This window comes from Streptomyces sp. SGAir0957 (assembly GCF_043523415.1).
This window is the reverse complement of sequence record NZ_CP027293.1, coordinates 8,370,443-8,392,292: the sequence shown is the minus strand read 5'-3', so window position 1 is coordinate 8,392,292 and position 21,850 is coordinate 8,370,443. Positions and strand designations below refer to the sequence as shown.

25 protein-coding genes are annotated in these 21,850 nt (G+C 71.6%); 10 read left to right on the top strand and 15 right to left on the bottom strand.

Going from position 1 to position 21,850, the window contains the following annotated elements; genetic code table 11:
• Positions 1-56 precede the first annotated feature (56 nt).
• Together C1N81_RS43515 and C1N81_RS43510 are read right to left on the bottom strand one after the other, a co-directional pair.
• Positions 57-1,232, bottom strand: coding sequence for a zinc-dependent alcohol dehydrogenase (locus C1N81_RS43515; protein WP_394437350.1), 1,176 nt, complete (start codon positions 1,230-1,232; stop codon positions 57-59).
• Positions 1,229-2,167 (bottom strand): SRPBCC family protein, encoded by a 939-nt coding sequence (locus C1N81_RS43510; protein ID WP_394437348.1) that lies wholly within the window; start codon positions 2,165-2,167, stop codon positions 1,229-1,231. The genes C1N81_RS43515 and C1N81_RS43510 overlap by 4 nt, the downstream gene beginning before the upstream one ends.
• 451 nt (positions 2,168-2,618) lie before the next feature.
• Between C1N81_RS43510 and C1N81_RS43505 the strand changes: the two genes are divergently transcribed.
• The gene (locus tag C1N81_RS43505; protein ID WP_394437346.1) at positions 2,619-5,111 is read left to right on the top strand and encodes an ATP-dependent Clp protease ATP-binding subunit; all 2,493 of its coding nucleotides are present in this window, start codon (positions 2,619-2,621) and stop codon (positions 5,109-5,111) included.
• A gap of 49 nt (positions 5,112-5,160) precedes the next feature.
• Here the strand turns inward: C1N81_RS43505 and C1N81_RS43500 are convergent, their stop codons facing one another.
• The 3 genes from C1N81_RS43500 to C1N81_RS43490 form a co-directional block, all read right to left on the bottom strand.
• The gene (locus C1N81_RS43500; RefSeq protein WP_394437344.1) at positions 5,161-6,105 is read right to left on the bottom strand and encodes a M56 family metallopeptidase; all 945 of its coding nucleotides are present in this window, start codon (positions 6,103-6,105) and stop codon (positions 5,161-5,163) included.
• On the bottom strand, positions 6,102-6,479 hold the full coding sequence (locus C1N81_RS43495; RefSeq protein WP_394437342.1) for a BlaI/MecI/CopY family transcriptional regulator: 378 nt from the start codon (positions 6,477-6,479) through the stop codon (positions 6,102-6,104). Before C1N81_RS43495 ends, C1N81_RS43500 begins: the two co-directional genes overlap by 4 nt.
• A 420-nt stretch (positions 6,480-6,899) precedes the next feature.
• Positions 6,900-7,562, bottom strand: coding sequence for a maleylpyruvate isomerase family mycothiol-dependent enzyme (locus C1N81_RS43490; protein WP_394437340.1), 663 nt, complete (start codon positions 7,560-7,562; stop codon positions 6,900-6,902).
• A gap of 71 nt (positions 7,563-7,633) precedes the next feature.
• Between C1N81_RS43490 and C1N81_RS43485 the strand changes: the two genes are divergently transcribed.
• Positions 7,634-8,572, top strand: coding sequence for a LysR family transcriptional regulator (locus tag C1N81_RS43485; protein WP_394437338.1), 939 nt, complete (start codon positions 7,634-7,636; stop codon positions 8,570-8,572).
• A gap of 286 nt (positions 8,573-8,858) precedes the next feature.
• Here the strand turns inward: C1N81_RS43485 and C1N81_RS43480 are convergent, their stop codons facing one another.
• A complete protein-coding gene (locus tag C1N81_RS43480; protein WP_394437336.1) occupies positions 8,859-9,218 on the bottom strand; it encodes an STAS domain-containing protein in 360 nt (119 codons plus the stop codon).
• A 288-nt stretch (positions 9,219-9,506) separates the two neighbouring features.
• Between C1N81_RS43480 and C1N81_RS43475 the strand changes: the two genes are divergently transcribed.
• Positions 9,507-9,908 (top strand): VOC family protein, encoded by a 402-nt coding sequence (locus C1N81_RS43475; RefSeq protein ID WP_394437334.1) that lies wholly within the window; start codon positions 9,507-9,509, stop codon positions 9,906-9,908.
• 156 nt (positions 9,909-10,064) lie between these two features.
• Here C1N81_RS43475 and C1N81_RS43470 read toward each other — a convergent pair whose 3' ends face one another.
• Positions 10,065-10,991 carry a LysR family transcriptional regulator gene (locus C1N81_RS43470; RefSeq protein WP_394437332.1) on the bottom strand — a complete coding sequence of 309 codons (927 nt, stop codon included), beginning with the start codon at positions 10,989-10,991 and terminating at the stop codon, positions 10,065-10,067.
• Between the two features lie 234 nt (positions 10,992-11,225).
• Between C1N81_RS43470 and C1N81_RS43465 the strand changes: the two genes are divergently transcribed.
• Positions 11,226-12,137 carry a winged helix-turn-helix domain-containing protein gene (locus C1N81_RS43465; protein WP_394437330.1) on the top strand — a complete coding sequence of 304 codons (912 nt, stop codon included), beginning with the start codon at positions 11,226-11,228 and terminating at the stop codon, positions 12,135-12,137.
• A gap of 3 nt (positions 12,138-12,140) precedes the next feature.
• On the opposite strand, the gene C1N81_RS43460 is transcribed toward C1N81_RS43465, so the two are convergent.
• The 4 genes from C1N81_RS43460 to C1N81_RS43445 form a co-directional block, all read right to left on the bottom strand.
• A complete protein-coding gene (locus tag C1N81_RS43460) occupies positions 12,141-12,863 on the bottom strand; it encodes a hypothetical protein (protein WP_394437328.1) in 723 nt (240 codons plus the stop codon).
• An 89-nt stretch (positions 12,864-12,952) separates the two neighbouring features.
• On the bottom strand, positions 12,953-13,318 hold the full coding sequence (locus C1N81_RS43455) for a hypothetical protein (protein WP_394437327.1): 366 nt from the start codon (positions 13,316-13,318) through the stop codon (positions 12,953-12,955).
• 3 nt (positions 13,319-13,321) lie between these two features.
• A complete protein-coding gene (locus tag C1N81_RS43450) occupies positions 13,322-14,032 on the bottom strand; it encodes an Asp23/Gls24 family envelope stress response protein (RefSeq protein ID WP_394437325.1) in 711 nt (236 codons plus the stop codon).
• Entirely contained in the window at positions 14,023-14,619 is a 597-nt protein-coding gene (locus C1N81_RS43445) for an RNA polymerase sigma factor (protein WP_394437323.1), read from the bottom strand. Before C1N81_RS43445 ends, C1N81_RS43450 begins: the two co-directional genes overlap by 10 nt.
• A gap of 172 nt (positions 14,620-14,791) precedes the next feature.
• On the opposite strand from C1N81_RS43445, the gene C1N81_RS43440 reads away from it, so the two are divergent.
• From C1N81_RS43440 to C1N81_RS43415, 6 genes are all read left to right on the top strand, one after another.
• On the top strand, positions 14,792-15,292 hold the full coding sequence (locus C1N81_RS43440; RefSeq protein ID WP_394437321.1) for an Asp23/Gls24 family envelope stress response protein: 501 nt from the start codon (positions 14,792-14,794) through the stop codon (positions 15,290-15,292).
• 62 nt (positions 15,293-15,354) lie between these two features.
• Positions 15,355-15,540, top strand: coding sequence for a hypothetical protein (locus C1N81_RS43435; protein ID WP_394437320.1), 186 nt, complete (start codon positions 15,355-15,357; stop codon positions 15,538-15,540).
• Entirely contained in the window at positions 15,537-16,565 is a 1,029-nt protein-coding gene (locus C1N81_RS43430) for a DUF6286 domain-containing Asp23/Gls24 family envelope stress response protein (RefSeq protein WP_394437318.1), read from the top strand. The genes C1N81_RS43435 and C1N81_RS43430 overlap by 4 nt, the downstream gene beginning before the upstream one ends.
• Complete coding sequence (locus C1N81_RS43425; RefSeq protein WP_394437316.1) at positions 16,558-17,142, top strand: hypothetical protein; 585 nt, start codon at positions 16,558-16,560, stop codon at positions 17,140-17,142. The genes C1N81_RS43430 and C1N81_RS43425 overlap by 8 nt, the downstream gene beginning before the upstream one ends.
• Positions 17,120-18,025, top strand: a complete 906-nt coding sequence (locus C1N81_RS43420; protein ID WP_394437314.1) for a YihY/virulence factor BrkB family protein — start codon at positions 17,120-17,122, stop codon at positions 18,023-18,025. Before C1N81_RS43425 ends, C1N81_RS43420 begins: the two co-directional genes overlap by 23 nt.
• 98 nt (positions 18,026-18,123) lie before the next feature.
• Positions 18,124-18,441 (top strand): hypothetical protein, encoded by a 318-nt coding sequence (locus tag C1N81_RS43415; protein ID WP_394437312.1) that lies wholly within the window; start codon positions 18,124-18,126, stop codon positions 18,439-18,441.
• A 143-nt stretch (positions 18,442-18,584) separates the two neighbouring features.
• On the opposite strand, the gene C1N81_RS43410 is transcribed toward C1N81_RS43415, so the two are convergent.
• The 4 genes from C1N81_RS43410 to C1N81_RS43395 form a co-directional block, all read right to left on the bottom strand.
• The gene (locus C1N81_RS43410) at positions 18,585-19,133 is read right to left on the bottom strand and encodes a hypothetical protein (RefSeq protein ID WP_394437310.1); all 549 of its coding nucleotides are present in this window, start codon (positions 19,131-19,133) and stop codon (positions 18,585-18,587) included.
• 81 nt (positions 19,134-19,214) lie between these two features.
• Complete coding sequence (locus C1N81_RS43405) at positions 19,215-20,120, bottom strand: aminoglycoside phosphotransferase family protein (protein WP_394437308.1); 906 nt, start codon at positions 20,118-20,120, stop codon at positions 19,215-19,217.
• A gap of 553 nt (positions 20,121-20,673) precedes the next feature.
• Positions 20,674-21,006 (bottom strand): hypothetical protein, encoded by a 333-nt coding sequence (locus C1N81_RS43400; protein WP_394437307.1) that lies wholly within the window; start codon positions 21,004-21,006, stop codon positions 20,674-20,676.
• A 337-nt stretch (positions 21,007-21,343) separates the two neighbouring features.
• On the bottom strand, positions 21,344-21,769 hold the full coding sequence (locus tag C1N81_RS43395; protein ID WP_394437305.1) for a pyridoxamine 5'-phosphate oxidase family protein: 426 nt from the start codon (positions 21,767-21,769) through the stop codon (positions 21,344-21,346).
• Positions 21,770-21,850 lie beyond the last annotated feature (81 nt).

Sequence of the window (21,850 nt, the reverse complement as noted above, 5' to 3'; positions counted from 1 at the left end):
CCGACGCGTGAGTACGCACGCGTCGGGGGCGGATCCGCGGCTCGGGACCGCGTCCCTCATGGCGTGAGGACGACCTTCTCGCAGTGTTCCTTCTTGTTCTTGAAGAGGTCGTAGCCGGTCGGCGCCTCGGACAGGGGCAGCCGGTGGGTGATGATCCGGGTGGGGTCGAGCTTGCCCTGTTCGATGAGGTTCAGCAGCGGCTTCATGTACCTGTGCACGTGGCACTGGCCGGTGCGCAGGGTCAGCGACCTGTTCATCCAGGCGCCCGCCGGGAACTTGTCGATCAGGCCGCCGTAGACGCCGATGACCGACACCACACCGCCGCTGCGGCAGGACATGATGGCCTGGCGCAGGACGTGCGGCCGGTCGGTCTCGGAGCGGACGGCCTGCTTGGCACGGTCGTAGAGGTGGACGTGTGAGGCGCCGTGGGTGGCCTCCAGGCCGACGGCGTCGATGCACTTGTCGGGGCCGCGGCCGCCGGTCAGTTCCAGCAGGGCCGACCGTACGTCGGTGTCCTCGAAGTTGATGGTCGTGTAGCCCTGGGCGGCGGCCATGTCGAGGCGGTACGGCTCCTTGTCGATCGCGACGACCTTCTCCGCGCCCAGGACCCGGGCGCTGTCCATGGCGAACTGTCCGACCGGCCCGGCGCCCCAGACGGCGACGATGTCACCTTGCTCGATGTCGCACATGTCGGCGCCCATGAAGCCGGTGGGCAGGATGTCGGACAGGAAGAGCACCTGCTCGTCGGTGAGGTCCGACTCGATCTTCAGGGCGTTGGCGTCGGCGAGCACCACGCGGGCGTACTCTGCCTGGCCGCCGGCGAAGCCGCCGGTGAGGTGGGAGTAGCCGTAGATCCCGGCGGTGGGGTGGCCGAAGAACTTCTCCGAGACCCCGGCGTTCGGGTTGGTGTTCTCGCAGCACGAGTACAGCTCCGAGCGGCAGGACGCGCAGGCGCCGCAGGCGATGGGGAAGGGCACGACGACCCGGTCGCCGACGCGCAGTTTGTCGCCGCTGATGCCGGGGCCGACCTCGACGACCTCCCCCATGAACTCGTGGCCGAGAATGTCGCCCTTTTCCATGGTGGGGACGTACCCGTCGACCAGGTGGAGGTCGGAGCCGCAGATGGCCGTCGAGGTGATCTTCACGATGGCGTCGCGGCTGTTCAGGATGGAGGGGTCGGGGACACTTTGCACCTCGACGGAGTTGCGTCCCGTCCAGCAGTTGGCCTTCATGCGAGGGCCTCCTTCAGTTCGTCCTCGGTCAGGGGTCGGGCCGGGTGCTGCGGGAACTCGCCGCGGGCCCGCTTGCCGCCGGGTGCGCCCTCGGAGCGGACGACCTCGCCGGTCTCCGCGATCTGCTTGAAGCGGCGCAGGTCGTCGTCGAGTTGCTGGTGCGGTTCCTCGCCGAAGTAGCGTGCCGCGGCCTTGCCCAGCGGCCCGGCGGGCAGGTCGTAGCGCAGCTTGACCCGGATCTCCGTGCCCCGGTCGCCGGGGGCGGGCACGAAGCTGACCTCGCCGGAGTTGTCGATGTCGGCGCCCTCCACCGACCGCCAGGCGATCAGCCGGCCGGCGACGTCCTCGGTGGTCTCGGCGTCCCATTCGACCGTCTTGCCGAACGGCGCCTCGGCCCGCCAGTGACTGGTGCGGGGACCCGTGACGCGCACCTCGTCCAGGTGCGCCATGAAGTCCGGCAGCCGCCCCAGGTCGCTCCAGAGGGCGTAGACCTCGTCGGGGGGCCGGTTGACGGTGGTGGCCGCGGTCAGTTGCATGGGGGTGCTCCTACGAGTACGGGTGACGGCCGCGTAGACGTCCGTGGCCGTGATGGCGACGACCGTGGCGGTCGCGGCGGCGGTGCGGCCGAAGCCACGGCCGTCGTGGTTCTTCAGGGCCCGGGTCAGCATCGTCAGATCCATGAGATCGCCGCCGACGCGGCCCCAGAGCCATGCGGGATGCGGCCGCGTCAGCAAGCCGGTGGCGGCCGCCAGTTCCCGTACGCCGACGGCGGTCGTGGCGTAGCGGTGCCGGGGCGCGTCACCCACGCCCAGGGCCCGGGCGAAGCCCGCCGGGGCCGCGACCTGGGGCACGCCCAGGAGCGCGCTGGCCCAGCCGAGCCCCCGGACCAACGGATCGTGGTGCAGCCGGGAGGTGGAACGGCTGTCTGTCTTCATCAATGCTCCCCACGTGCGGAGAGGTGGACGGAGGACCCCCGCCCGAGTCGAGAAGCGAGGGGCGCAAAGTGGGACACAACGGGGGTTTCCACGTAGCGCGCATCTAATCTCGAATTTCCGTACCGCCCGGCGGCGGGCTCGTCCGGTAGCGGCGGAGCGGACGTACGCGCGCGGGACCGTCACACAGAGCGATGCATGAGCACCGTCACGCCGTGCCAGGTGCCCCCGGAGAACGAGTCACCCGGCTGGTTGAACGGTGCGGCGGCTGAAGTGCGCAGGCACCGGGCGGCTCCCACAGTGGGGAAAGGCCCGCGCACCGGCAATGCCTGACAGCGCCGGACAGCGCCGGACAGCGTGAGTCCCTGTCCGCGAGCCACCGCCTCCTCGACAACACGAACGCGGCACCCGGCTCGTCAGGTGGGCAAGGCGCCGTCAGGATCGGACGACCGCAGTGACGACTTCGCCCTTCGGGTCAGGTGACCCCTTCTCGGACCTGTTCAACCGCTTCTTCGGCACGAGCCCGGCCGCCTCCCCGCCCGCGGTCCAGCGCGTTCCCATCGGGCGCCTGCTCAGCGACGCCTCGCAGGAGCTGCTGGCGACGGCCGGCGGACGCGCCGCCGAGGACGGCGCCGATCTCGACACCGTGCATCTGCTGTGGGCCGCCACCCAGTCCGATCCCGGCCGGCAACTCCTGTCGCAGGCGGGTGCCGACCCCGACGCGCTGGCGGCCCAGGTCGAGGAGTCGCTGCCCACCGGCGGCACGGTGGAGGAACCGCGGCTGACCCCGGCGGCGAAGCGGGCCCTGCTCAGGGCGCACGCCAAGTCCCAGGAGGCGGGCGCGTCGTACATCGGGCCCGAGCACATTCTCGCGGCGGTCGTGGAGGACCCCTCGTCCGGCGCGGCCGGCGTCCTCGGCTCGGACAGTGCTGCGGGAACCCGCCGCGGCCGCGGGGGCCCCGGCGGGGCCGGCGGCTCGGGGGCGGGCGGTTCCACCGCCACACCCACGCTGGACGAGTACGGCCGCGACCTCACGGAGGAGGCCCGCGCGGGGCGCCTTGACCCGGTGGTGGGCCGGGCGGAGGAGATCGAGCAGACGGTGGAGATCCTCTCCCGGCGCTCGAAGAACAACCCGGTGCTGCTGGGCGATCCGGGGGTCGGCAAGACGGCCATCGTGGAGGGTCTCGCGCAGCGCGTCGTCTCCGGCGACGTGCCCAGGACCCTGCGTGACCGGCGCGTGGTCGCCCTCGACCTGTCGGGTCTGGTCGCCGGTTCGAAGTACCGCGGGGAGTTCGAGGAGCGCCTGAAGAAGGTCATCGACGAGGTCACCGAGGCGCAGGAGAGCATCGTCCTGTTCATCGACGAACTCCACACCGTCGTCGGCGCCGGTGGCGGCAGTGAAGGCGCCATGGACGCGGGCAACATCCTCAAGCCCGCTCTGGCGCGCGGCGACCTCAGCCTCGTCGGCGCCACGACGCTGGACGAGTACCGGAAGAACATCGAGAAGGACGCCGCACTCGCCCGCCGCTTCCAGCCGGTGATGGTGCCCGAGCCAACGGTCGAGGAGACCGTGGAGATCCTCCGGGGCCTGCGCGACTCCTACGAGGCTCATCACGGCGTCCGCTTCACCGACGCGGCGCTGGACAGCGCGGCCACCCTGTCCGACCGCTACATCACCGACCGGTTCCTGCCCGACAAGGCCATCGACCTGATGGACCAGGCGGGCGCCCGGGTGGCGTTGCGCGGTGGCGCCGACAGCCCCGAGGCGGACGAGATCCACCAGGAACTGACCCGGCTGAACCGGGAGAAGGACGAGGCCGTCCACAACGAGGACTTCGAGCGGGCCGCCGGGCTCAAACGGCAGATCGGCGAGACGGAGGGGCGGCTGTCGGACCTGGACGGCGAGCGGGAACCCGCCGCCGAGGTCACCGAGGAGGACATCGCCGAGGTCGTCTCCCGGCGCACCGGCATTCCCGTCGCCCAGCTGACGGCCACCGAACGCGAACGCCTGATCCGCCTCGAGGAGACCCTGCACGAGCGGGTGATCGGCCAGGACGAGGCGGTCACCGCGGTGGCCCAGGCGGTGCGGCGGGGCCGCGCCGGGATGGGCGACCCCGACCGGCCCACCGGCAGCTTCCTCTTCCTCGGCCCCACCGGCGTCGGCAAGACCGAACTCGCCAAGGCCATCGCCGACATCCTCTTCGGCCAGGAGGACCGGCTGATCCGCTTCGACATGAGCGAGTTCCAGGAGCGCCACACGGTCTCCCGCCTCGTCGGCTCTCCCCCCGGGTACGTGGGCTACGACGAAGCGGGCCAGCTCACCGAGGCCGTCCGCCGCAAGCCGTACAGCGTGGTGCTGTTCGACGAGGTGGAGAAGGCGCACCCGGACGTCTTCAACCTGCTGCTCCAGGTCCTCGACGACGGGCGGCTGACCGACGCGCAGGGGCGCACCGTCGACTTCCGCCAGACGGTCGTCATCATGACCAGCAACCTCGCCTCGCAGCTCATCCTGAACCATCAGGGAGCCGTCGACGAGATCCGCGACGAGTTGATGGCCGAGCTGCGCGGCCACTTCCGTCCCGAGTTCCTCAACCGCATCGACGAGGTGGTCGTCTTCCACGCGCTCACCCGTGACGACCTCGTACGGATCGTCGACCTCCTCCTTGAACGCAGCCGCCGCAGGTTGCACGCCCAGCAGGTCACTCTCCAGGTGACCGACGCGGCCAAGCAGTGGCTCGCGGAGCAGGGGTATCAGCCGGAGTTCGGCGCCAGGCCATTGCGCCGCACCATCCAGACGGAGCTCGACAACCGGCTGTCCACCATGCTCCTCGACGGGCAGGTGGGCCCCGGTGACACCGTCGTCTGCGACGTACGGGACGACGCATTGGTGTGCACGGTCTCGCCCGGCAACCGCGACAACGCCGACGAGGCGGGCACGACGGACTGACAGGGCGCCCGACGCGCGCGGGCCGGCCGCCGAAAGGCGGTTCGGCCGCTCAGCGCGACGCTTCGCCCTGGGCCACCTCGACCTGGTGGTGGAAGGTGAGCGCGCCGTCGGCGCCGGCCCAGGCGGAGAGCACCGCGCAGCAGGCGAGCAGGACGGCGATCCAGCGTGTGGCGTGGGGCGGGCGGGAGGCGGGGGCGAGCAGGGCGGCGACCCGTTGGGGGACGGGGCCGGTGGTGGCCGCGGAGGCGAAGTCCGGGCGCGGTGCGGACGTGGAGCGAGCTGCGTGCCCGGCGAGGGCGGCGCGGGCGATGGCGCGGGCGGTCAGGCGCCGGTTGCCGGTGGCGCGGGCGGCGGATTCGTCGGCGGCGCGTTCGACGGCGAGGCGGATGGCGGTGCGGGTGGCGCGCAGCGCGGGGTGGCAGTGGGCGGTGAGTTCGGCCGCGGCGAGGACGTAGTGGTGGCGGCCCTCGTTGTGGGCGCGTTCGTGGGCGAGGAGGGCGTCGCGTTCGGCGGCGTCGAGGCTGCGCAGCATCGCGGTGGTGACGACGATGCGGTGCGGGCGGCCGGGCAGGGCGTACGCGTCGGGGTGGGGCGAGTCGATGACGCACAGGTCGCCCGCGGTGGGCCGGTGGTTGGCCGCCACGGTCGCCGAGCGGTAGGCGCGCAGTTGGCGCAGGCTCCAGCGGGTGAGCGTCCAGGTGCTGATGGCGAGTGCCCCCATGGCGGCCCCGGCCAGCGGCAGGACGATCATTCCCGAGGGGGTGCGCAGGGGGCGGATGAGTTCGGCGAGGACGGCCAGCCGGGGCAGGGTGAGCAGCCCCGTGAGCACGAGGGTCCCGAGCGCGAGTACCGAGGTGGCGGCCAGGACGACGGAACTCGCGGTGAGCACGTACAGAGCCGGTACGGGAGCCAGGCGCCGGACCGTGTGCCGGGCCAGGGGCCGCGCCGCGAACGGTGCCAGGAGGGGCACCAGGAGCAGCAGTACCGGGCTCATGCGTCCTCGCCCTTGAGGAGCTGGCGCAGCACTTCTTCGTCGTCGGGGCTGAGTCCGGCGACGAAGCGGGCCAGGACGGATTCGCGGTCGGCGTCGCGGTCGAGTTCGGTGTGCATCCGGCGCGCGGTCAGTCCCGGCGCGTCCTGCGCCGGGACGTAGGCGAAGCCGCGCCCCTGACGTTCACGCCGGACGATGTCCTTCTCGTACAGCCTGGTGAGGATGGTCGTGACCGTGGTCCGGGCCAGCTTCCGGCCGAGCCCGGCCTGCACCTGCCCGGGGGTGAGCGGGCCGTCGGCGGCCCACAGGGTGGCCATCACGGCGGCCTCCAGTTCGCCCGCGGGCCGGCGTTCGTCGGTGCTGTCGGTTTCGGTCATGGAACGTTCCTCGCCCCGCTATCGTCTGCAGTCACGCAGACCGTCTACGTCAGTGTAGTCACTCGCCGGCTGCCCCCTGCGCGCCCGGCCGGTCACGACCAGACGCAAGGACTGACGGCGATGACACCAGCCATCCACCTATCCTCGCAGCTCGCTGTCAACGTGTCGGACGCACGCCCCCAACGGTTCACCGCCGGACTCCCCGCCACCGGCGCCGGCGGGGGCGCACCGCACCCGCCTCCCGGTCCGCTGCCGGCACGCAGGGCCGAGGAAGCAGGCCGCTCCCGTCCTGGTCGTCGCGGCCTTCGCCGTGGACACCGTGGTGAAGTCGGCGGTGCCAGCTCTGGTCCGTCTCGCGCCGCCTCGGCACCCTCGCCGCGGTGACCGCGGCTCCCTCACCACAGCCCGCGGGATCAATACCTAGTCGGTGGCGGCGGTGCGGGTGAAACGACTGGCGGCCTCTCCGCGGAGTCGGCCGGCCGGAAGTCTGCGGCCGAAGGCCACAAGGAGGAGATCCTGGGCCGCACCGCACACGGTCCGGCCGGAGCCGTACGACCAGTCGAGGTCGTCGGCGCGCAGTCGCACCCCGTCGAGATCGGCGCCGAAGAACTTCACGCTCCTGGGCCGGATGTCGTCCAGCAGAAGGCGCAGCCGCCTGCCGGGCACGTCCCGGTCGAGGCCGAGGGCGACGGTGATGTCAAGGCCGTGCACGACGTCGTGACCGAGCGCCGCGGTGAGCCCGCCGACCGGCGGTGTCCACGGATGGTGGGCATGAGCCCGCAGGAAGGCCGCCAGCTCGCCGGTGGAATGGGCGGCGGAGTCCCTGCGCGCGACCCGGTCGGTCATACGGTGCAGGTTGCCGCGCGCCTTGACCAGCTCACCGAGCATCGTGGGCAAGGAGAGCCGGAAACCCATCGACATGTGCGCGGCCACGTCACGAACGCGCCATCCCGCGCAGAGACTCGGCTCGTCCCACTGGTCGGCGCGCAATGTGTCCAAAAGGTCGGCCAGTTCCCGGCGTTCGGCCGCGATCGCCGCCCTGACGGTGCCACTGTCCCCGCTCCGGATTGTCGCGTCGTTCATGCGATCAAGCCTGATGCCGACAGGCCGATAAAGCGAATAGATGGTTCTGCTGCCGCTTAGAATGATCGCTTATGGAACTTCGCCAGCTGCGGTATTTCGTCCGTGTGGTCGAGGAGGGCGGCTTCACCCGCGCCGCCGAGCGACTGCATCTGGCTCAGCCCGGCCTCAGCGCGCAGATCCGCCAGTTGGAGCGGGAGTTGGGGCAGCCCTTGCTCGACCGCTCCGGCCGGTCGGTCACACCGACGGAGGTGGGCCGGGCGGTCCTGCCCCACGCCCGCGCCGCACTCGCCGCGGCGGAGTCGGTACGGCAGACGGTCGACGCGTTCACGGGGCTGCTGCGCGGCCGGGTCACGCTCGGGCTCGTCTCCGGGGCCACCGGCCACGCCTTCGACATCGCCGCTCTGCTCGCGGACTTCCACGCCTCCTGCCCCTCGGTGGAGGTGGCGCTCACCGAGGACACCTCGGAGCGGATGCAGGCCGCAGTCCTGGCAGGCGAACTCGACCTCGCCCTTGTCGGGACGGCGGACGACGCGGCCCCGCCCGGAGCGGTCTTCCAGATGGTGATCGACGTTCCGCTGGTCGCCGCCGTCGCTTCCGGCGATCCGCTTCTCGACCGTGACCGGGACGCGGGCGTCGCGCTTGCCGATCTGCGCGATCGGCCGTTGCTCTGCCTTCCCCGCGGTACCGGGGTGCGCGCGGCGCTCGAACGGGGTTGTGCACAGGCCGGATTCCGGCCCCGCATCGCCTTCGAAGCGGCCACCCCTGACACGCTCCTGCAGTTTGCGGCGCGGGGCCTCGGCATTGCCGTACTGCCTGCCGATGAGGACGCGTCCCCGCTCGAGGGGCAGCCGCCCGGCCTGCGGATCGTCCGGCCCGAGATGCGTGCCCGCATCGCGCTCGCGTGGCGGGCCGGGGGCCCTTCGAGCCCTGCGGCCCGGGCCCTTCTCGACCGCCTGCGGGCGGCGCTCCCGAAGCCGGTCGACCGGAAACCGTCCGGCCGCGCCGAATGAGGTGGATCCGGGAGCCCGCACCGGGTGACACGGCCCCCTCGTCCCGGCCGGACATCTGGCCCCCGCCCGTACAGCCGTAGCACCGCGGTTACCACGAATGGGCGACAGTCCCTCTGATAGATGACCAAGATGCCGGGTAATGGGCTCGTGTCAGCGGCGAGCTCCTTCGGCCAGTAGGGGGCTCGGCCAACGGTGGCCCGGTGTCGTCCTCGTCGTGAGGCCGGCTCGGCAGTGGGTTGCTCCCCCGAAGGTGTGGGGAGCGGCCCACTCAGCGCCCCGTCCGGGCTCAGGACAGGGCGGCGGCCGCGTCCTGGACACTGGCGTAGTAGTCGAAGAGCGAGTCGGTGCCCGTGATGTCCAGCAGACGCCTCGTCTGTTCCGTGACCCCGATCAGCCATACCGTGCGCCGCATCCGGGTCTGCAGCAGGCAGTTGAGAAGAGTCGAGTCGCAGAACGTCACCCGGCTCAGATCGAACACGATCGGGCCGTCATGCAGGCGCAGCGCGTCGGCCGCCGCGTCGGCGAGCGGATTGACCGCCTCCACGTCGATGTCACCGACGACCCTGACACCGCGCACCGCGCCGACCTGGATCGAGTACGCAGCATGACCGCCCTCACCGGGCCCGGCACCGACACGTCCCTTCATCGTTTCTCCCTTGGCCGATCCACTGCGCGACGACGATGGCCGGGCAAATAGTTTCCCTAGGTCAACAGTTCGAGAAGCTAACGGTACGCGCTACGGCGCCACGAGCAAAACCCGGCAGGTCGGCACGCGGGGACCGGTCGTGGGGCTGCCCGGCGCGCTCGAAGAAGCGTGGAGCCGTGGAGCCCGTCGGCCCCCGTCGCCCAAGGCCGGGCGGACTCCCTCCTGCCCCGCAGGATTTCCGCCGCCACACCTATGCAGGCGGCAGCCATTGGTAGATCCTTTGTAGCCGTGACTGACACCACGACCGACACCGCGTGGCCCGGCAAGATCAGTGCCATCACCCTGTTCGCAGAGGACCTCGAAGCCACGAAGCAGTTCTACCGTGACGTCTTCCGCCTGCCGGTGGCCTACGAGGACGACAACTCAGCCGTGTTCAGCTTCGGCGACACCCTCATCAACCTGCTGCGCACCACCGCGGCACACGAGCTGATCGGCCCCGCGCGCGTCGCCGCCCCGGACGCCGGCTCGCGCGTTCAGTTCACCCTCCCCGTGGACGACGTGGACGCGATGTGCAAGGAGCTGACCAGCCGCGGGGTGACACTGCTGAACGGTCCCATGGACCGGCCCTGGGGTATCCGGACCGCCAGCTTCAAGGATCCGAGCGGCCACATCTGGGAGATCGCGCGGTGACCTCGGCCGTGGCCCCGGTGACCTCTGCCGTGCCCCCGGCGGTGAACCCCCAAGTCCAGGCCCTTCTGTCCGCTCTGGGCGCTACCGCACGGAGGCGGAGGCGTCCGTGATCCCGAGCCCAAGTGGCCCGGCAAAGGTGTGCGACGCACACGTGGGTCAGGGCTGCTGGGTCGAGCGGGCCGCCGCTCGCAGGGCGCGCACGGCAGGGACATCGCGGTTGGCCGGGAGCCATGCGAGGAAGGAGACGGAGTCACCGAGTTCGGGGACGTCGACGTAGACGAGGCCGGGGCGGGGGTAGAGGCGGCGTGCCGACGCCGGGAGGAAGGTGATGGCGCGCTTCTGCAGCACCGCCAGGACCATGGCCTCGGTGTCCCGGACCACGGGACCGAAGCGCACCGCCGTGCCGTCGGGCCGGGGATTGACGGTCAGATGGTCCCACCAGGAGCGCGGCACCTCACGTGGCATGTCGACGACCATGCGGTCAGCGAGTTGGGCCAGGGTGAGCGTGCGCTCGCCGGCGAGGGGGTCGTCGGCCGCAAGACACACCACGCGTGCCTCGGTGGCCAGTTGCAGGCTCTGCAGCCCCGGTGGCAGCGGGCCGCGCAGGAAGGCGGCGTCGACCTCTCCCCCGGACACCGCGTCGAATTGCTGGACGAAGCCGAGGTTGCGTACCTCGATCTCTAGGTGGGGGTGGTGGTCACGCAGATGGCTGAGGACCGCGTCGGCGTGCGGCATGGCGGCCTCGGCACCGAGTGAGCCGACCCGTAACCGGCCGGTGATCGCCCCGGCGTGCGCGTCCGCCACCCGTAACAGCCGCTCCACTCCTTCGACGACCGTCCTGGCCTGCTCGACGAGCGCGAGGCCGGCGGATGTCAACCGCACGGGGGCCGCTCCCCGCTCGACCAGTGGGACGCCCAGGCGCTCCTCAAGGGTCCGGATCTGTTGACTGAGCGCGGGCTGCGAGATGAACATGCGAGCGGCGGCCCGCCCGAAGTGCAGTTCCTCCGCCAGAGCCAGGAGCAGGCGCAGTTGATGAACGCTCGGCTCGCGTAGGCGTCGACGACGCCTGTCTCCCGCAACCATAACGCCGACATTATCGAAAAGCCGACGTCTCCTTTCCCTCAACTCCCTATCTGCGCGCCTGTGTTGTGGCCCAGCATGGCGGGGCGGAAGAAGCACGGCGTCGCGGCCTGACCAACCGCGACGGGAGCGTCTGCGAAAGAGGCACACTTGCTCCGCTTGCACTTCACCACCGATGACCTGAAGAGAATCCGGATTCTGCGGAACCCCGACCCCACCTGGGAAATCATCTGCAGTATGTGCCGTCTGAAGACCGACGAGGGGCAGACGGCGTTCGGTTCGTGGCGCAGCGCGACGCGTACCAGACTGCTGCGTGACGAGCGGCTCCGTATGACACTGTCTCCCCTGCGCGGCCTTGTGCCCAGCAGCGGCTACATCCCCGACTTCCTGACCCCCGCCGTCCCCGCGCACGTCACCAGCGCCTCCGAGGCGCTGCCCGCGGCGCTGGACACCATCCGGGGCACGTCACGTCGAGACGTCGTGCACCAGCTGACCAGACTGGACTCGGCGCAGCGCCGACTCGGCAGACGGGGCACGTCACCGCGTCCCGACGCCACCGATCCCCTGGTCGTCGCCGGAGCCCTGGAGACGTACTTCGAGACGACGCTGCGACCGCACTGGCCGCGGATGCGGGCGCTGGTGGCATCCGATGTCGACGTCCGTACGAGGGCCTTGCTCGACGGCGGGGTGCAGGAACTGTTCGACAGCCTGGCCCCGCTGGCCCGGTGGCGGGACCCGGTCCTCGAAGTGGACTACCCGGTCGACCGGGACGTGTCCCTCGACGGCCGGGGGCTTGTCCTCGTCCCCTCCTTCTTCTGCTGGCGGCGTCCGACCGCACCCGCGGACCCCGCCCTCCCGCCGACCCTCGTCTACCCGGTGGCCAAACGGCCCTGGGACCTGGCCCAGACCTGGGGAACGGGCGCCGTCCGGCTGCTCGGACGTACCCGCGCCTCGATCCTGTCCGCCGTCGCGCGCCGGGACGGCCGCACCTCGTCGGACGTCGCCCGAGCCGTCGGTGTCGCGCAGTCCAGCCTCTCCTACCAGATCGCGATCCTGCGCGAGAGCGGTCTGCTCAGCAGCCACCGCACCGGGAAGAACATGGTCCACACCGCCACCCCGCTCGGCCTGCGCATCCTCGACGCCGGCTGACCTCTATCCCTCCTGCGGCGCGTCAGCAGCGGACCCGTTCCCCTGCCCGTCGGCCCGGCTCGCGCACACGGTGACGTCGGTCGCGTCGCCCGCCGCCACACCCGCTTCGCAGAGCCGGCTCCCGCGCTCGCTCAGGTCGAGCGAGAACCGTGTGTTCGTGCCGTCCTGCACGAGCCCGTGGATACGCGCGTCCATGTATCCCAGGCCGTTCAGGGTTGCACGGACTCTGGCGGGGGTGGGACGGGAGACCGTTTGCAGGGCCTCGATGATGCGCTGCTCGTGGAATGTGCTCGCGCAGTGGTCGCGGTCGTTGAGCCGCGACGCGGGGTCGTCGAGAACGCCCGGCTCGACCGGCCCGTCCGGCGGTGTCTCGCCGGGACCCAGGCTTCGCTCCGCTTCCGGTCGGCCGGTCGGCCTCGCGGGCCTGGGCTCGGCGGGCCCGCCGCCCTGGTGCCGGTCGGTCGTCGCGGGTCTCTCCGCGTCCATCGCGGCGCACGCGCGCGCGACCTCGTCGAGCAGGGCCGTGAACGCGGCCTGCGCCGGCGTGGGGGGTGTCGCGCTCGTCGTGGAGCGGACGCTCAGGTTCTGCTTCCCCCTGCCGTCTTCCTTGCTGTACTTCTCCTCTCCGCAACCACTCAGCATCGCTGTGGCGGCGACGAGAACGACAGCCGTGAGAGCGCTCCGAGAAGAGACAAGGGTGTTGCCCGCAAGCCGAGTTCGTGTCATGCGCCATAGTCTTCGGCTCCCGCGCGGCGCCTCGCATGAGTACGCATACCTATCGCCCCCCATGCCGACCCGGCGGACAGGGGCCGGGCTCACCCCGACGTGGACGCCACTCCCGTCACGGTCACGCTGACCTGTGCGTCGGACACGATGTCCTCGACCGCCCGGCGCACGGCCCGTGCGACGTCCACGGCGCGCCATCGACCGCGCGCCACGACATACACCTCGACTCGCGTCGGTCGGGTGGAGACGCGCTGCCCGATACGGATACCGGCCCGGCTGTACGCGGGTGTCCCGGTGCCGGTGCGGGCCCCGGCGGAGGCCTTCAACAGCTGGGCGAGGCCCGGCCGCAGTGAGGCGACGCCCGGCACGTCGAGGACGGCGCGCGCGATCCGCTCCTCCAGCTCGTAGATCCGGCTGCGGCTCGGCGGGACGTCTGGTGGGCGATGCGCTGCCATCGCTCATCCCCTCTCGTCGGTCTGGTCGAGGATGTCGACGACGGTCACATCGACTTGGGCGAGCGCCAGCCCGAGTGCCATGTCGGCGGCGCGGGTCACGCGGCTTCTGACCTCGGCGGCGACGCCTTGCAGGTCGGGCACGGGCGGGACCGCGATGTCGAGACTCACGGTGACGGGCCCGCGCGCCCCCGACTGCGCAGATCCGGGGCGCGGTGCTCCGGTCGGCGGGGTGACGCGGCAGCTGCCGGCCCGTACGCCGGGCACGTCCTCGGCGGCGGCGCGCAGTTCCCTGGCGACGGCGGCTTCGACGATCCAGAGGTCCTCGTCGAGGTCGCCGAGCGGGAGGGTACGTCCGGGACGCAGCTCCATGCGGACCACGTCCATGACGCGGGCGGCGAGGTTCGACACGTCGGGCTCGGGCCCCGCGGGCTGTGCGTGGACGGCGGCGTCGAGGGCCCGCAGATCGTTCAGGGCCGCGGTGCAGTGCGGGCAGGTGGCGGCGTGCGGGTCGTCGGCGCCGTCGTCCCAGCGCGCCCACACGTCGGACAGCAGGCGACCGCAGGCCAGTCGCTCGTCCGCCTCCGATCCGTCGAGGCCGTCGGGGCCGTGGGGGTCATGGGCGCCTTGGGCGCCTTGGGCGCCATGGGGGCCGTCAGGGTCGTCGGGGGACGGCGGCAAGGGCACGTCCGGCCGCTGTTCGGGGTTCATCGCCATGCCACCATCGCCTCCGTCAGATGGCGTCGCGCGCGAAAGACGCGACCGCGTACGGCTTGGGGAGAGATGCCGACGAGGTCCGCGATGGTCTCGTAGGGCATTGCCTGCAGTTCCCGCATGATCCAGCACACCCGTTGTTCGGGGGAGAGTCCGCCCATCGCCTGGGCGAGCGCGTCCATGGCCGCCCGCGCCTCGGCGGTGCGGACCGGTGAGGTGGTGTGCTCCGGTGCCGCGGGCTCCGGTACGGAGTCGAGGTCCACGACGGCCTGGCGGCGGCGCAGGACGTTGAGGCAGCGGTTGGTGACGATGCGGTACATCCAGGTGCGGAACGTACTGTCCCCGCGGAACTCGGGGAGCTTGCGCCAGGCGCCCACGAACCCGTCCTGGACCACGTCCTCCGCCTCGGCATGGCTGCCGAGCAGCCGGGCGGCGAGTTGCACCAGGCCCGGCCCGTGCCGGCGCACGAGCGTCTCGAAGGCTTCTTCGTCGCCCTCGCCCGCTCGTGTGGCCAGCAGCCGTTCCTCGGTGTCCGCGTCGCTCCGCACCGGCTCCGTGTGCTGTGACGTACTGCCCCGGTCGCCCGGCACGCATCGACCCCTTTCGATCAGTCCGAGAGTAGGACACCGCGGCAAGGCGGTCTGTTACGCGGCCGGCCCGAAATTCGTCGAAGATTTTTTCCGGCCGTGCGTAACAGCGGCCCGATCGCGGTGTCGGAACAGGTGACGGAGCACAGTCCGACCGCGAGACGAGGGACCGAAGATGACGACGCAGAACGTGAGCGAGCCGGCCGAGCAGCTGTCCGCCGAGCGCCCGGCGGGCACCCGGACGACCACCATCAAGGCCGGTGCCACCGGTGCGGGCGAGCCGGCGGCCGGGCGGGGCAGGACCTCCATCGCCGACGTCGTGGTCGTGAAGATCGCCGGCATGGCCGCGCGGGAGATCCCGGGCGTGTTCGACATGGGCGGTGGTCTGTCCCGCACCCTCGGCGCGGTCCGGGACCGGGTCCCTGGCGGCCGCCCGAACGTGGGACGCGGGGTCAAGGTCGAGGTGGGCGAGCGGCAGACCGCCATCGATCTGGAGCTCGTCGTCGAGTACGGCGTCCCGATCAGCGACGTGGCGCGCGAGGTGCGGGAGAACGTCATCGCGGCGGTGGAGCGCATCACCGGCCTCGAGGTCGTCGAGGTCAACGTCGCGGTGAACGACGTGCGGCTGCCGGACGACGACGAGCCGCAGCACGCCGGGGACGCCCGCGTGGAGTGAGAAGGACGACGCGGTACGGCGTTGGTCGGCGTTCGGGTGCGAGAAGTTCGGAGAGACACGGCATGGACAGATCTGTCGTCGGCCTGCTGGCAGGCATGGCGCTCGGTTTCGCCGCATGGTTCGGCGGATTCGCCGCATTTTTGCTGGTGGGCGCGTTGGGGGCGCTCGGCTTCGGCCTGGGGCGGCTCGTCGAGGGCGGGGCCGACCTGCGCTCCCTGCTGACCCCGCGCGACCGGGAGCGACGGTGACGGCCGGCGCGACGGTGCCGCCGGGCGAACGGGGCCGCACCGTCATCACCGAGCGGGTGGTGCGCCGCGTCGCCCAGCGGGCCGCGGCCGAGGCCGGCGCCTCCTCCGTACGGACCGGCGCCACGGTGGACGGCGACCGCGCCACGGTGACGGCCGACGTCTGCCTGCCGTACCCGACCGCCCTTGCGGACACCGCCGACCAGGTCCGGACGCACATCACCGACCGCACGGCGAGCCTGACCGGGCTGCGGGTGAAACCGGCCCGGGTGCGGATCGGCGAGCTGCGGCTGGACCGGACGCGGAGCACGGTGGCAGAGGACGATGTGTGGGCGGCGGTGCCCGTGAAGAACGGTCCCGCGGGCGCCGCCCGGCGTTCCTGGTCGCCCCGGCGCCTGCCGGTGACCGGCCTCCTCCTTCTCGCCGCGGCCGCGTGCGCGGCTCTGCTGGTGGACGTGGTGCGGGTCCATGCCGCACATGAGGCGGCCTCCCCTTGGCGGGTCAAGGCGGTGGACTGGCTCGGCGAGCACGGTCCCGGCTCGACCGGCGCCCTGGTCGCCGGCCTGGTGGCCGCGTGCGGCATCTGGCTGCTGATCCTTGCCGTCACCCCTGGCCGGCGCGGCCAGTTGCCGCTGCGCACGCAGGACGCGGACGTACGTGCGCACATCACGCGCCGGGCCACCGCCCGGGAGGTGGAACGGGTCCTTCAGGACGTGCCGGGGATCGGGTCGGCCCGTACGAAGGTGCGACGGCGCCGCGTGGTCGTGGTGCGGGCCCGTCTGGAGTTCGGCGATCCGACCGAGGCGCGCGACGCCGCGCTGGCCGCTGCCCGCGCGGCTGCCGAGGCCTTGAGCACCGGACGGACCCTGCGCGTCACCGTACGCATGACGCGGTCCCCGTCGTGGCAGCCGCCGGGCACCTCAGTCGCGGTGTCGGGCACCTCAGTAGCCCTGCCGGGCACCGCAGTTACGGGCGAAGCGAAGGCGCGGCAGGAATCGTGGCAGGAGACGGGAGCCGACCATGCGTAACGTCCTCAACCGGATGGTGCTGGGCGTGGCCGGACTCGTCCTGTGCGCACTCGGCGCCCTGGTGCTCGTCGCCGCCGAGCACCCCGCACGCCGACTCCCCGCACTCGGCCAAGGGCCAGGGACGCCGGTCGGGGAAGTCACCTGGATCAACCCCTCGGCGTGGGACGGCGGACGGGCCCATGGCTGGTGGCCCCTCGCGGTCGGCGCGGCACTGGCCCTCCTGCTCGCGCTCCTGTTGTGGGCCCTTTGGCGCCAGATCCGCGGCGCCGCGCTGCCCCGCCTTCCGCTGGGCCGGGACGGCCTCACCCTCGGCGCCCGCGCCCTGACCCGAGCGTTGGAACACCACCTGCGGACCCTGCCCGGCGTCGCGCACGCGCGCGTGCACGCACACGGCTCCGCGCATGCTCCGCGACTGCGGCTCGCCCTGACGCTCGACGGCCGCGCGGGACCGGCGGACACTCTTGACGCCCTCACCCGCGAGGTGTTGCCGACCGCCCGCGGGGCACTCGCGCCCAAGCCGCTGAGCGCCGACATCCGGATCGAGGGAGGCCGTCGTGAGCGACATCGCGCCCGCTGAGCCCCAAGCCGTCCTCCGCCCCGACGCACACTCTCGGCTCTCCGTCGCCGATCTGCGCCGTGCGCTGCGCCGTACACCGATAGAGCTCTGGCGCGGCGACGTCACCGACTGGGCCGCCGCCCTGACCTACTACGCCATCCTGGCCCTGCTGCCCACCCTGCTGCTCGCCGTCTCCCTGGTGGGGCTCGCGAGCCCGGCGACCTCCGCCTCGGTGATCTCGCACATCACGGCGTGGGCCCCTGCCGAGTCGGGCTCGGCGCTGCACGACGCGCTGTCGGACATGGCGCGGCAACGCTCCGCCGCGCTCACCGTGATCGTCGGCTCCGCGGTCAGTGCCCTGTGGTCCGCGTCGAGTTACGCGGCCGTGTTCCGGCGTGCCCTGCATGCCATGCACGGCGTCACGGACACGCGCCCGGTCTGGCGCACCGTGCACCGCCTCGCGATCACCTCGGTCTCGCTGCTCGTGCTGCTGGTCGTCAGCGCCGTCGCGCTGGCCATGAGCGGCTCCCTGGCGCAGACGGTAGGACAGGCGCTGGGCTACGGCGCCGTGGGCGCCGACGTCTGGGCGCTGCTGCGCTGGCCGGTGCTGGTCGCCCTGGTGTCGGTGCTTGTCCTGGTGCTGTTCCGCACCGGTCCGCCCGCCGCACGCGAACGCCGCCGCACCTGGGTGGGCGGCACACTGGCCGGAGTGCTGTGGCTCGCCGCCTCGGGCGTGTTCACCCTCTACGCCACCCAACTGGGCTCCTACAGCAAGCTGTACGGCTCGCTGGCCGGAATCGTCGTCTTCCTGGTGTGGCTGTGGGTCTCCAACCTCGCACTGCTCGCCGGGGCCCAGTTCGCCGTCGAGGTACCGACGCGGGCCGCCCGCGCGGACGCCGGGTGACCTCTGCGCCGGTCAGCCACACGAGGCCCCGGCCCCGCTGAGAACAAGGCAGGCAGGCCGGGCTGGGCCTCCTGCCTTGCTCACGCCATACTTCCTCCGTGAATACGCCGACCGGCCGCGTCATCCTCTTCGATGACGACGACTACATGTACGTCTTTCGGGATCGAGCCACCGCCGAGGCGTGGTGGGAGCTGCCCGACGAGTACTCCCGCGGGTTCGACGCCCTGGCCAGGCCCTTGCGCATGAGCGGCGAGCCGCACCGGGTGACCCTCGCGCTCAGCGGCGACGAACCGGCCGAGGCGGACCTGCGCCGCCTGGTCGCCGCCCACTACCGGCGCTTCTCGCACGGGCAGAACCCGCCCGGGGCACCCGACCTGCCGGCGTTCGTGGCGGAGTTGCCCATGGAACGGTGCTGACGGGACGCGAGGTGTGGACACGTAGCCGTCCCGGAAGGGTCCGTCTGTCGGCACACGTGCCCGGCAGTGAGAGGGAGCGTGTGTCGCTGTCGTCGAGGGTGCGGGCCGTGTCGGAGGCGAACCGGGACAGGCGCTGTGCTGGCTCAGCCCTGCTGTTCCAGTGTGTCGGCGAACGCGCGGAGGGCGTCGGCCAGTTCCTTCTTGGTGGGCAGTTCGTCCACCTTCTTCTCCAGACCGTCGAGGCGCTTCGTCAGTTCCTCGAGGTCCGCGGGGGTCGTGGGGGTGGGGGGATCGGTCGGCTCCGAGGTCGGTTCGGGTCCGCCCGAGCCCCCCGCATTCGCACCGCCGGAGACGTCACCGGTCACCCCGCCGAAGTCACCACCGTCGGCTCCGCCCGACACGCCGGAGTCCCCACCGTCCGCTCCGCCCGACACGCCGGAGCTCCCGCCGTCCGCTCCGCCCGAGTCCACTCCGCTCGACACGCCTACGTCGCCGCCGTCACCACCGCCGGTGTCGACGCCGACGCTTCCTCCGTCGGCGGACGGATCCACGGACACAGAGGTACGGCCGGAGGCCGCTCCGCCCTGGTCCGTCACGGCGATCGCCCCGCCCACACCCAGCACCATCGCGGCCGCCGCGCCGACCAGCGCCACTGTCATCCGGCGCGCCTGAAACTTCTTCATGATTGTCATGTGACGGACATTAACTAGCGATCTGCGCGGAGGGATCCCTTCCGGGAATTCGGCACCGCGACCGCGGCACGTCACCTCACGTCACGCGAGCGAGTGGTCCGCCAGGATGCGTTCCAGAGAACGTCGCCCCAACCGGTTCATGGCCGGGTTGCTTTCGACGTAGTACCAGACCAACCCCATCGACTGGACGAACGCCCATGCCTTGCCGCGCTCCCATTCGAGGTCGTCGCTCCCCAGGCGCTCTCGGAGCACTTGCCGCGGCCCCGCCTCCAGCAGATGCCACGCGCTCACAAGGTCCAGCGATGGATCGGCCGGCCCGAAGTCGCCGACGTCGAGAATCCCCGTGAGCCGGCCCGCCGACACGAGCACGTTGCCAGGGATCAGATCGCGATGGGACATGACGTCCTCCGCCGCGCCTCGTGGCAGATCACGCAGCATGGCCCAGACCCGGCGCAGCCGAGGGACATCCAGGAGTCGCTCACTGCGTTGGAAGCAGGTCTCCATCCACTCGTCATGGACCTTCAGGTCGCCCCCTCGGCCCGCGCCCGCGAAGGCGCGGCCGCGCCTGTCGATCACGCGCAGGTCCCCGATGAGATCGGCCAAGTCGCGGGCGAACGCGGCCGATTCACCTGGGTCGTCGTCGGTGGCGACGACGCCGGGCAGCCACGTCTGCACCGACCACGGCAGCGGGTAACCGGCCCCGGGTTCACCCAGCGCGACCGGCTCGGGCGTGGGGAAACGCGTACGACCTGCCAGTTCGCGAGCCGCCTCCGCCTCGGACTCCAGTCGGCGTCGCGTCGGCTCGATGTCCCCGGACTCCAGCGGGAACCGGGCTGTGAGCCGGTCACCGATACGGAAGATGGCGTTGACCGTCCCCTGGGACGCGATGCTCCTGACCGGCAGGCTCCGCCACGCGGGAAACTGCCGTTCCACCAACGCGCGCACCGTCTCGGGTGACACCGTCAGCTGATGGGCATGCATCTTCATGGGGGGAAGCATCGGCGTCACGATCTTCGGCCGCAACCCATTTCCTTCGCTCGACAGATCACTGCGGCATCAGGCAGCGAACCCTTCTGAGCCAGCACGTACCTCTTGCGCGCCAGTGCGGAGCGCCCTCCCGGTTAGGCCAACTGCACCGCGTCGGGCGGCTCGCCGCCCGGCACGGCTCATGATCGGAGGATGTACCGAGTCACGACGCCTCTCGGCGCCCAGGTCGAGCAAGCCACCGACGAGCAGTTGCTGAGCTTCGTCACGGGCGTCGCCGCGCGCTCTATGGAGGGTTAGCGGGACCTACGGGACTGGCCGCGCGCGGTGCTCATCGGGCTGAAGGAGCGGGGCAGCATCATGATCGTTCCCGATGCCGAGCTGGAGAGTGAGGTCTTCGAGATCACGATCGTTGGAGATCCCGCGGCTTCGTCATAGCGGGGCACGCCCGCCATGCCCCCCGGGTGCCGGATTCCGTGCGCACGGCCGGGCCCTGCCGCCCCGCCGCGGCAGCAGCACCCGCCCTGCCGCGGCAGCAGGGCCCGGGCGGCCTTGGCTACGGGCAGCGCAGGCGCAGGGTGTCGAGCTGGTCCCAGCCGTGCTGGGCGCACCGTTCGGCGAGGCGGAGTTCGGGGCCCGCGTGGATGCAGAGATATTGCGGCGCGCGGAGGCTGCGGGCCACGGCCACGAGGGTCTGCAGGGCGCCGCTGGAGAGGTAGTCGACACTGGTGAGGTCGACCGTTATCTCCTGGGCGGTTCGCGCGCAGTCGGTCACCGCCAGGGCCAGGGGTATTCGGTGGGCGCCCATGACCTCGCCGTACAGGCGCACCCCGTCGGTGTGGTGCATCGGGGTGATCATCAGCAGGTTGTCGACGAAAAAGCCGCGCATACGCAGCGCTCCGAACAAGGACGTGCACCGCGCCACCACATTCAGCACGGAGGGAGACCGGGTCGTGCTCGTCCACGCTGGGGCCGGGCGGTGGATTACGGGGTGGCGGGCGCAGGGTCCCGCAGGGCAGCCGCCGGCGCAGGGCCCCTCCCCCGGGCCCGAGAGGTCGCCGAATGGGCCTCTGCCGCGCTGACGACGGAGGCATATTCACGGACTGGAGCCAACGCTAGCCCTCCGCGGCCGCCCCGAATAGCATGCGTGGCCGTAGAACACACGCCCGTATGCCTGTCACGGCGGGAACCCCCACCTGCGTAGCGACGCGGGCGCTCGTGAGCGGTCAGACGGTGCCCAGGTCGGAGGAGACCCAGTGCTCCGGGCGGACCGTGATGATGACCGCCTCGCCGTGGTTGGCCTCGGCGAACTCGAGGTAGCCGTAGACCTTCTCGGCGGGCAGATAGCGCGAGGCCATCTCGACCAGGTGCGCGCGGGTGGCAGGGACCGTGGAGGTCACCGGGCCCTCCACGGACACGTAGCGGACGGTCGGCTCGACGCGGTCGACCATGAGCGTGAACCGGCCCGCCTTCGCGATGAGTTCGTGCTTGCGGGAGCCCTTGCCGGTGTGGATCCAGAGATCGCCGCCGGGCGTGTACTGGTACCAGATCGGGACCGTCAGCGGCGCCCTTCCCTCGCCCGCTTCAACGGCCAGGGCCGCGACGTGCGGCTCTGCGAGGAATTGTTCGCGCTCTTCGCGAGTGAGGGCCATGGGACTGCTCCTTCGAAGGCGGATGTCACTGCGGTCACGTCGTCGGGCGGTTCGGTCCTGCACCTCGAACAAGGCCGTCGG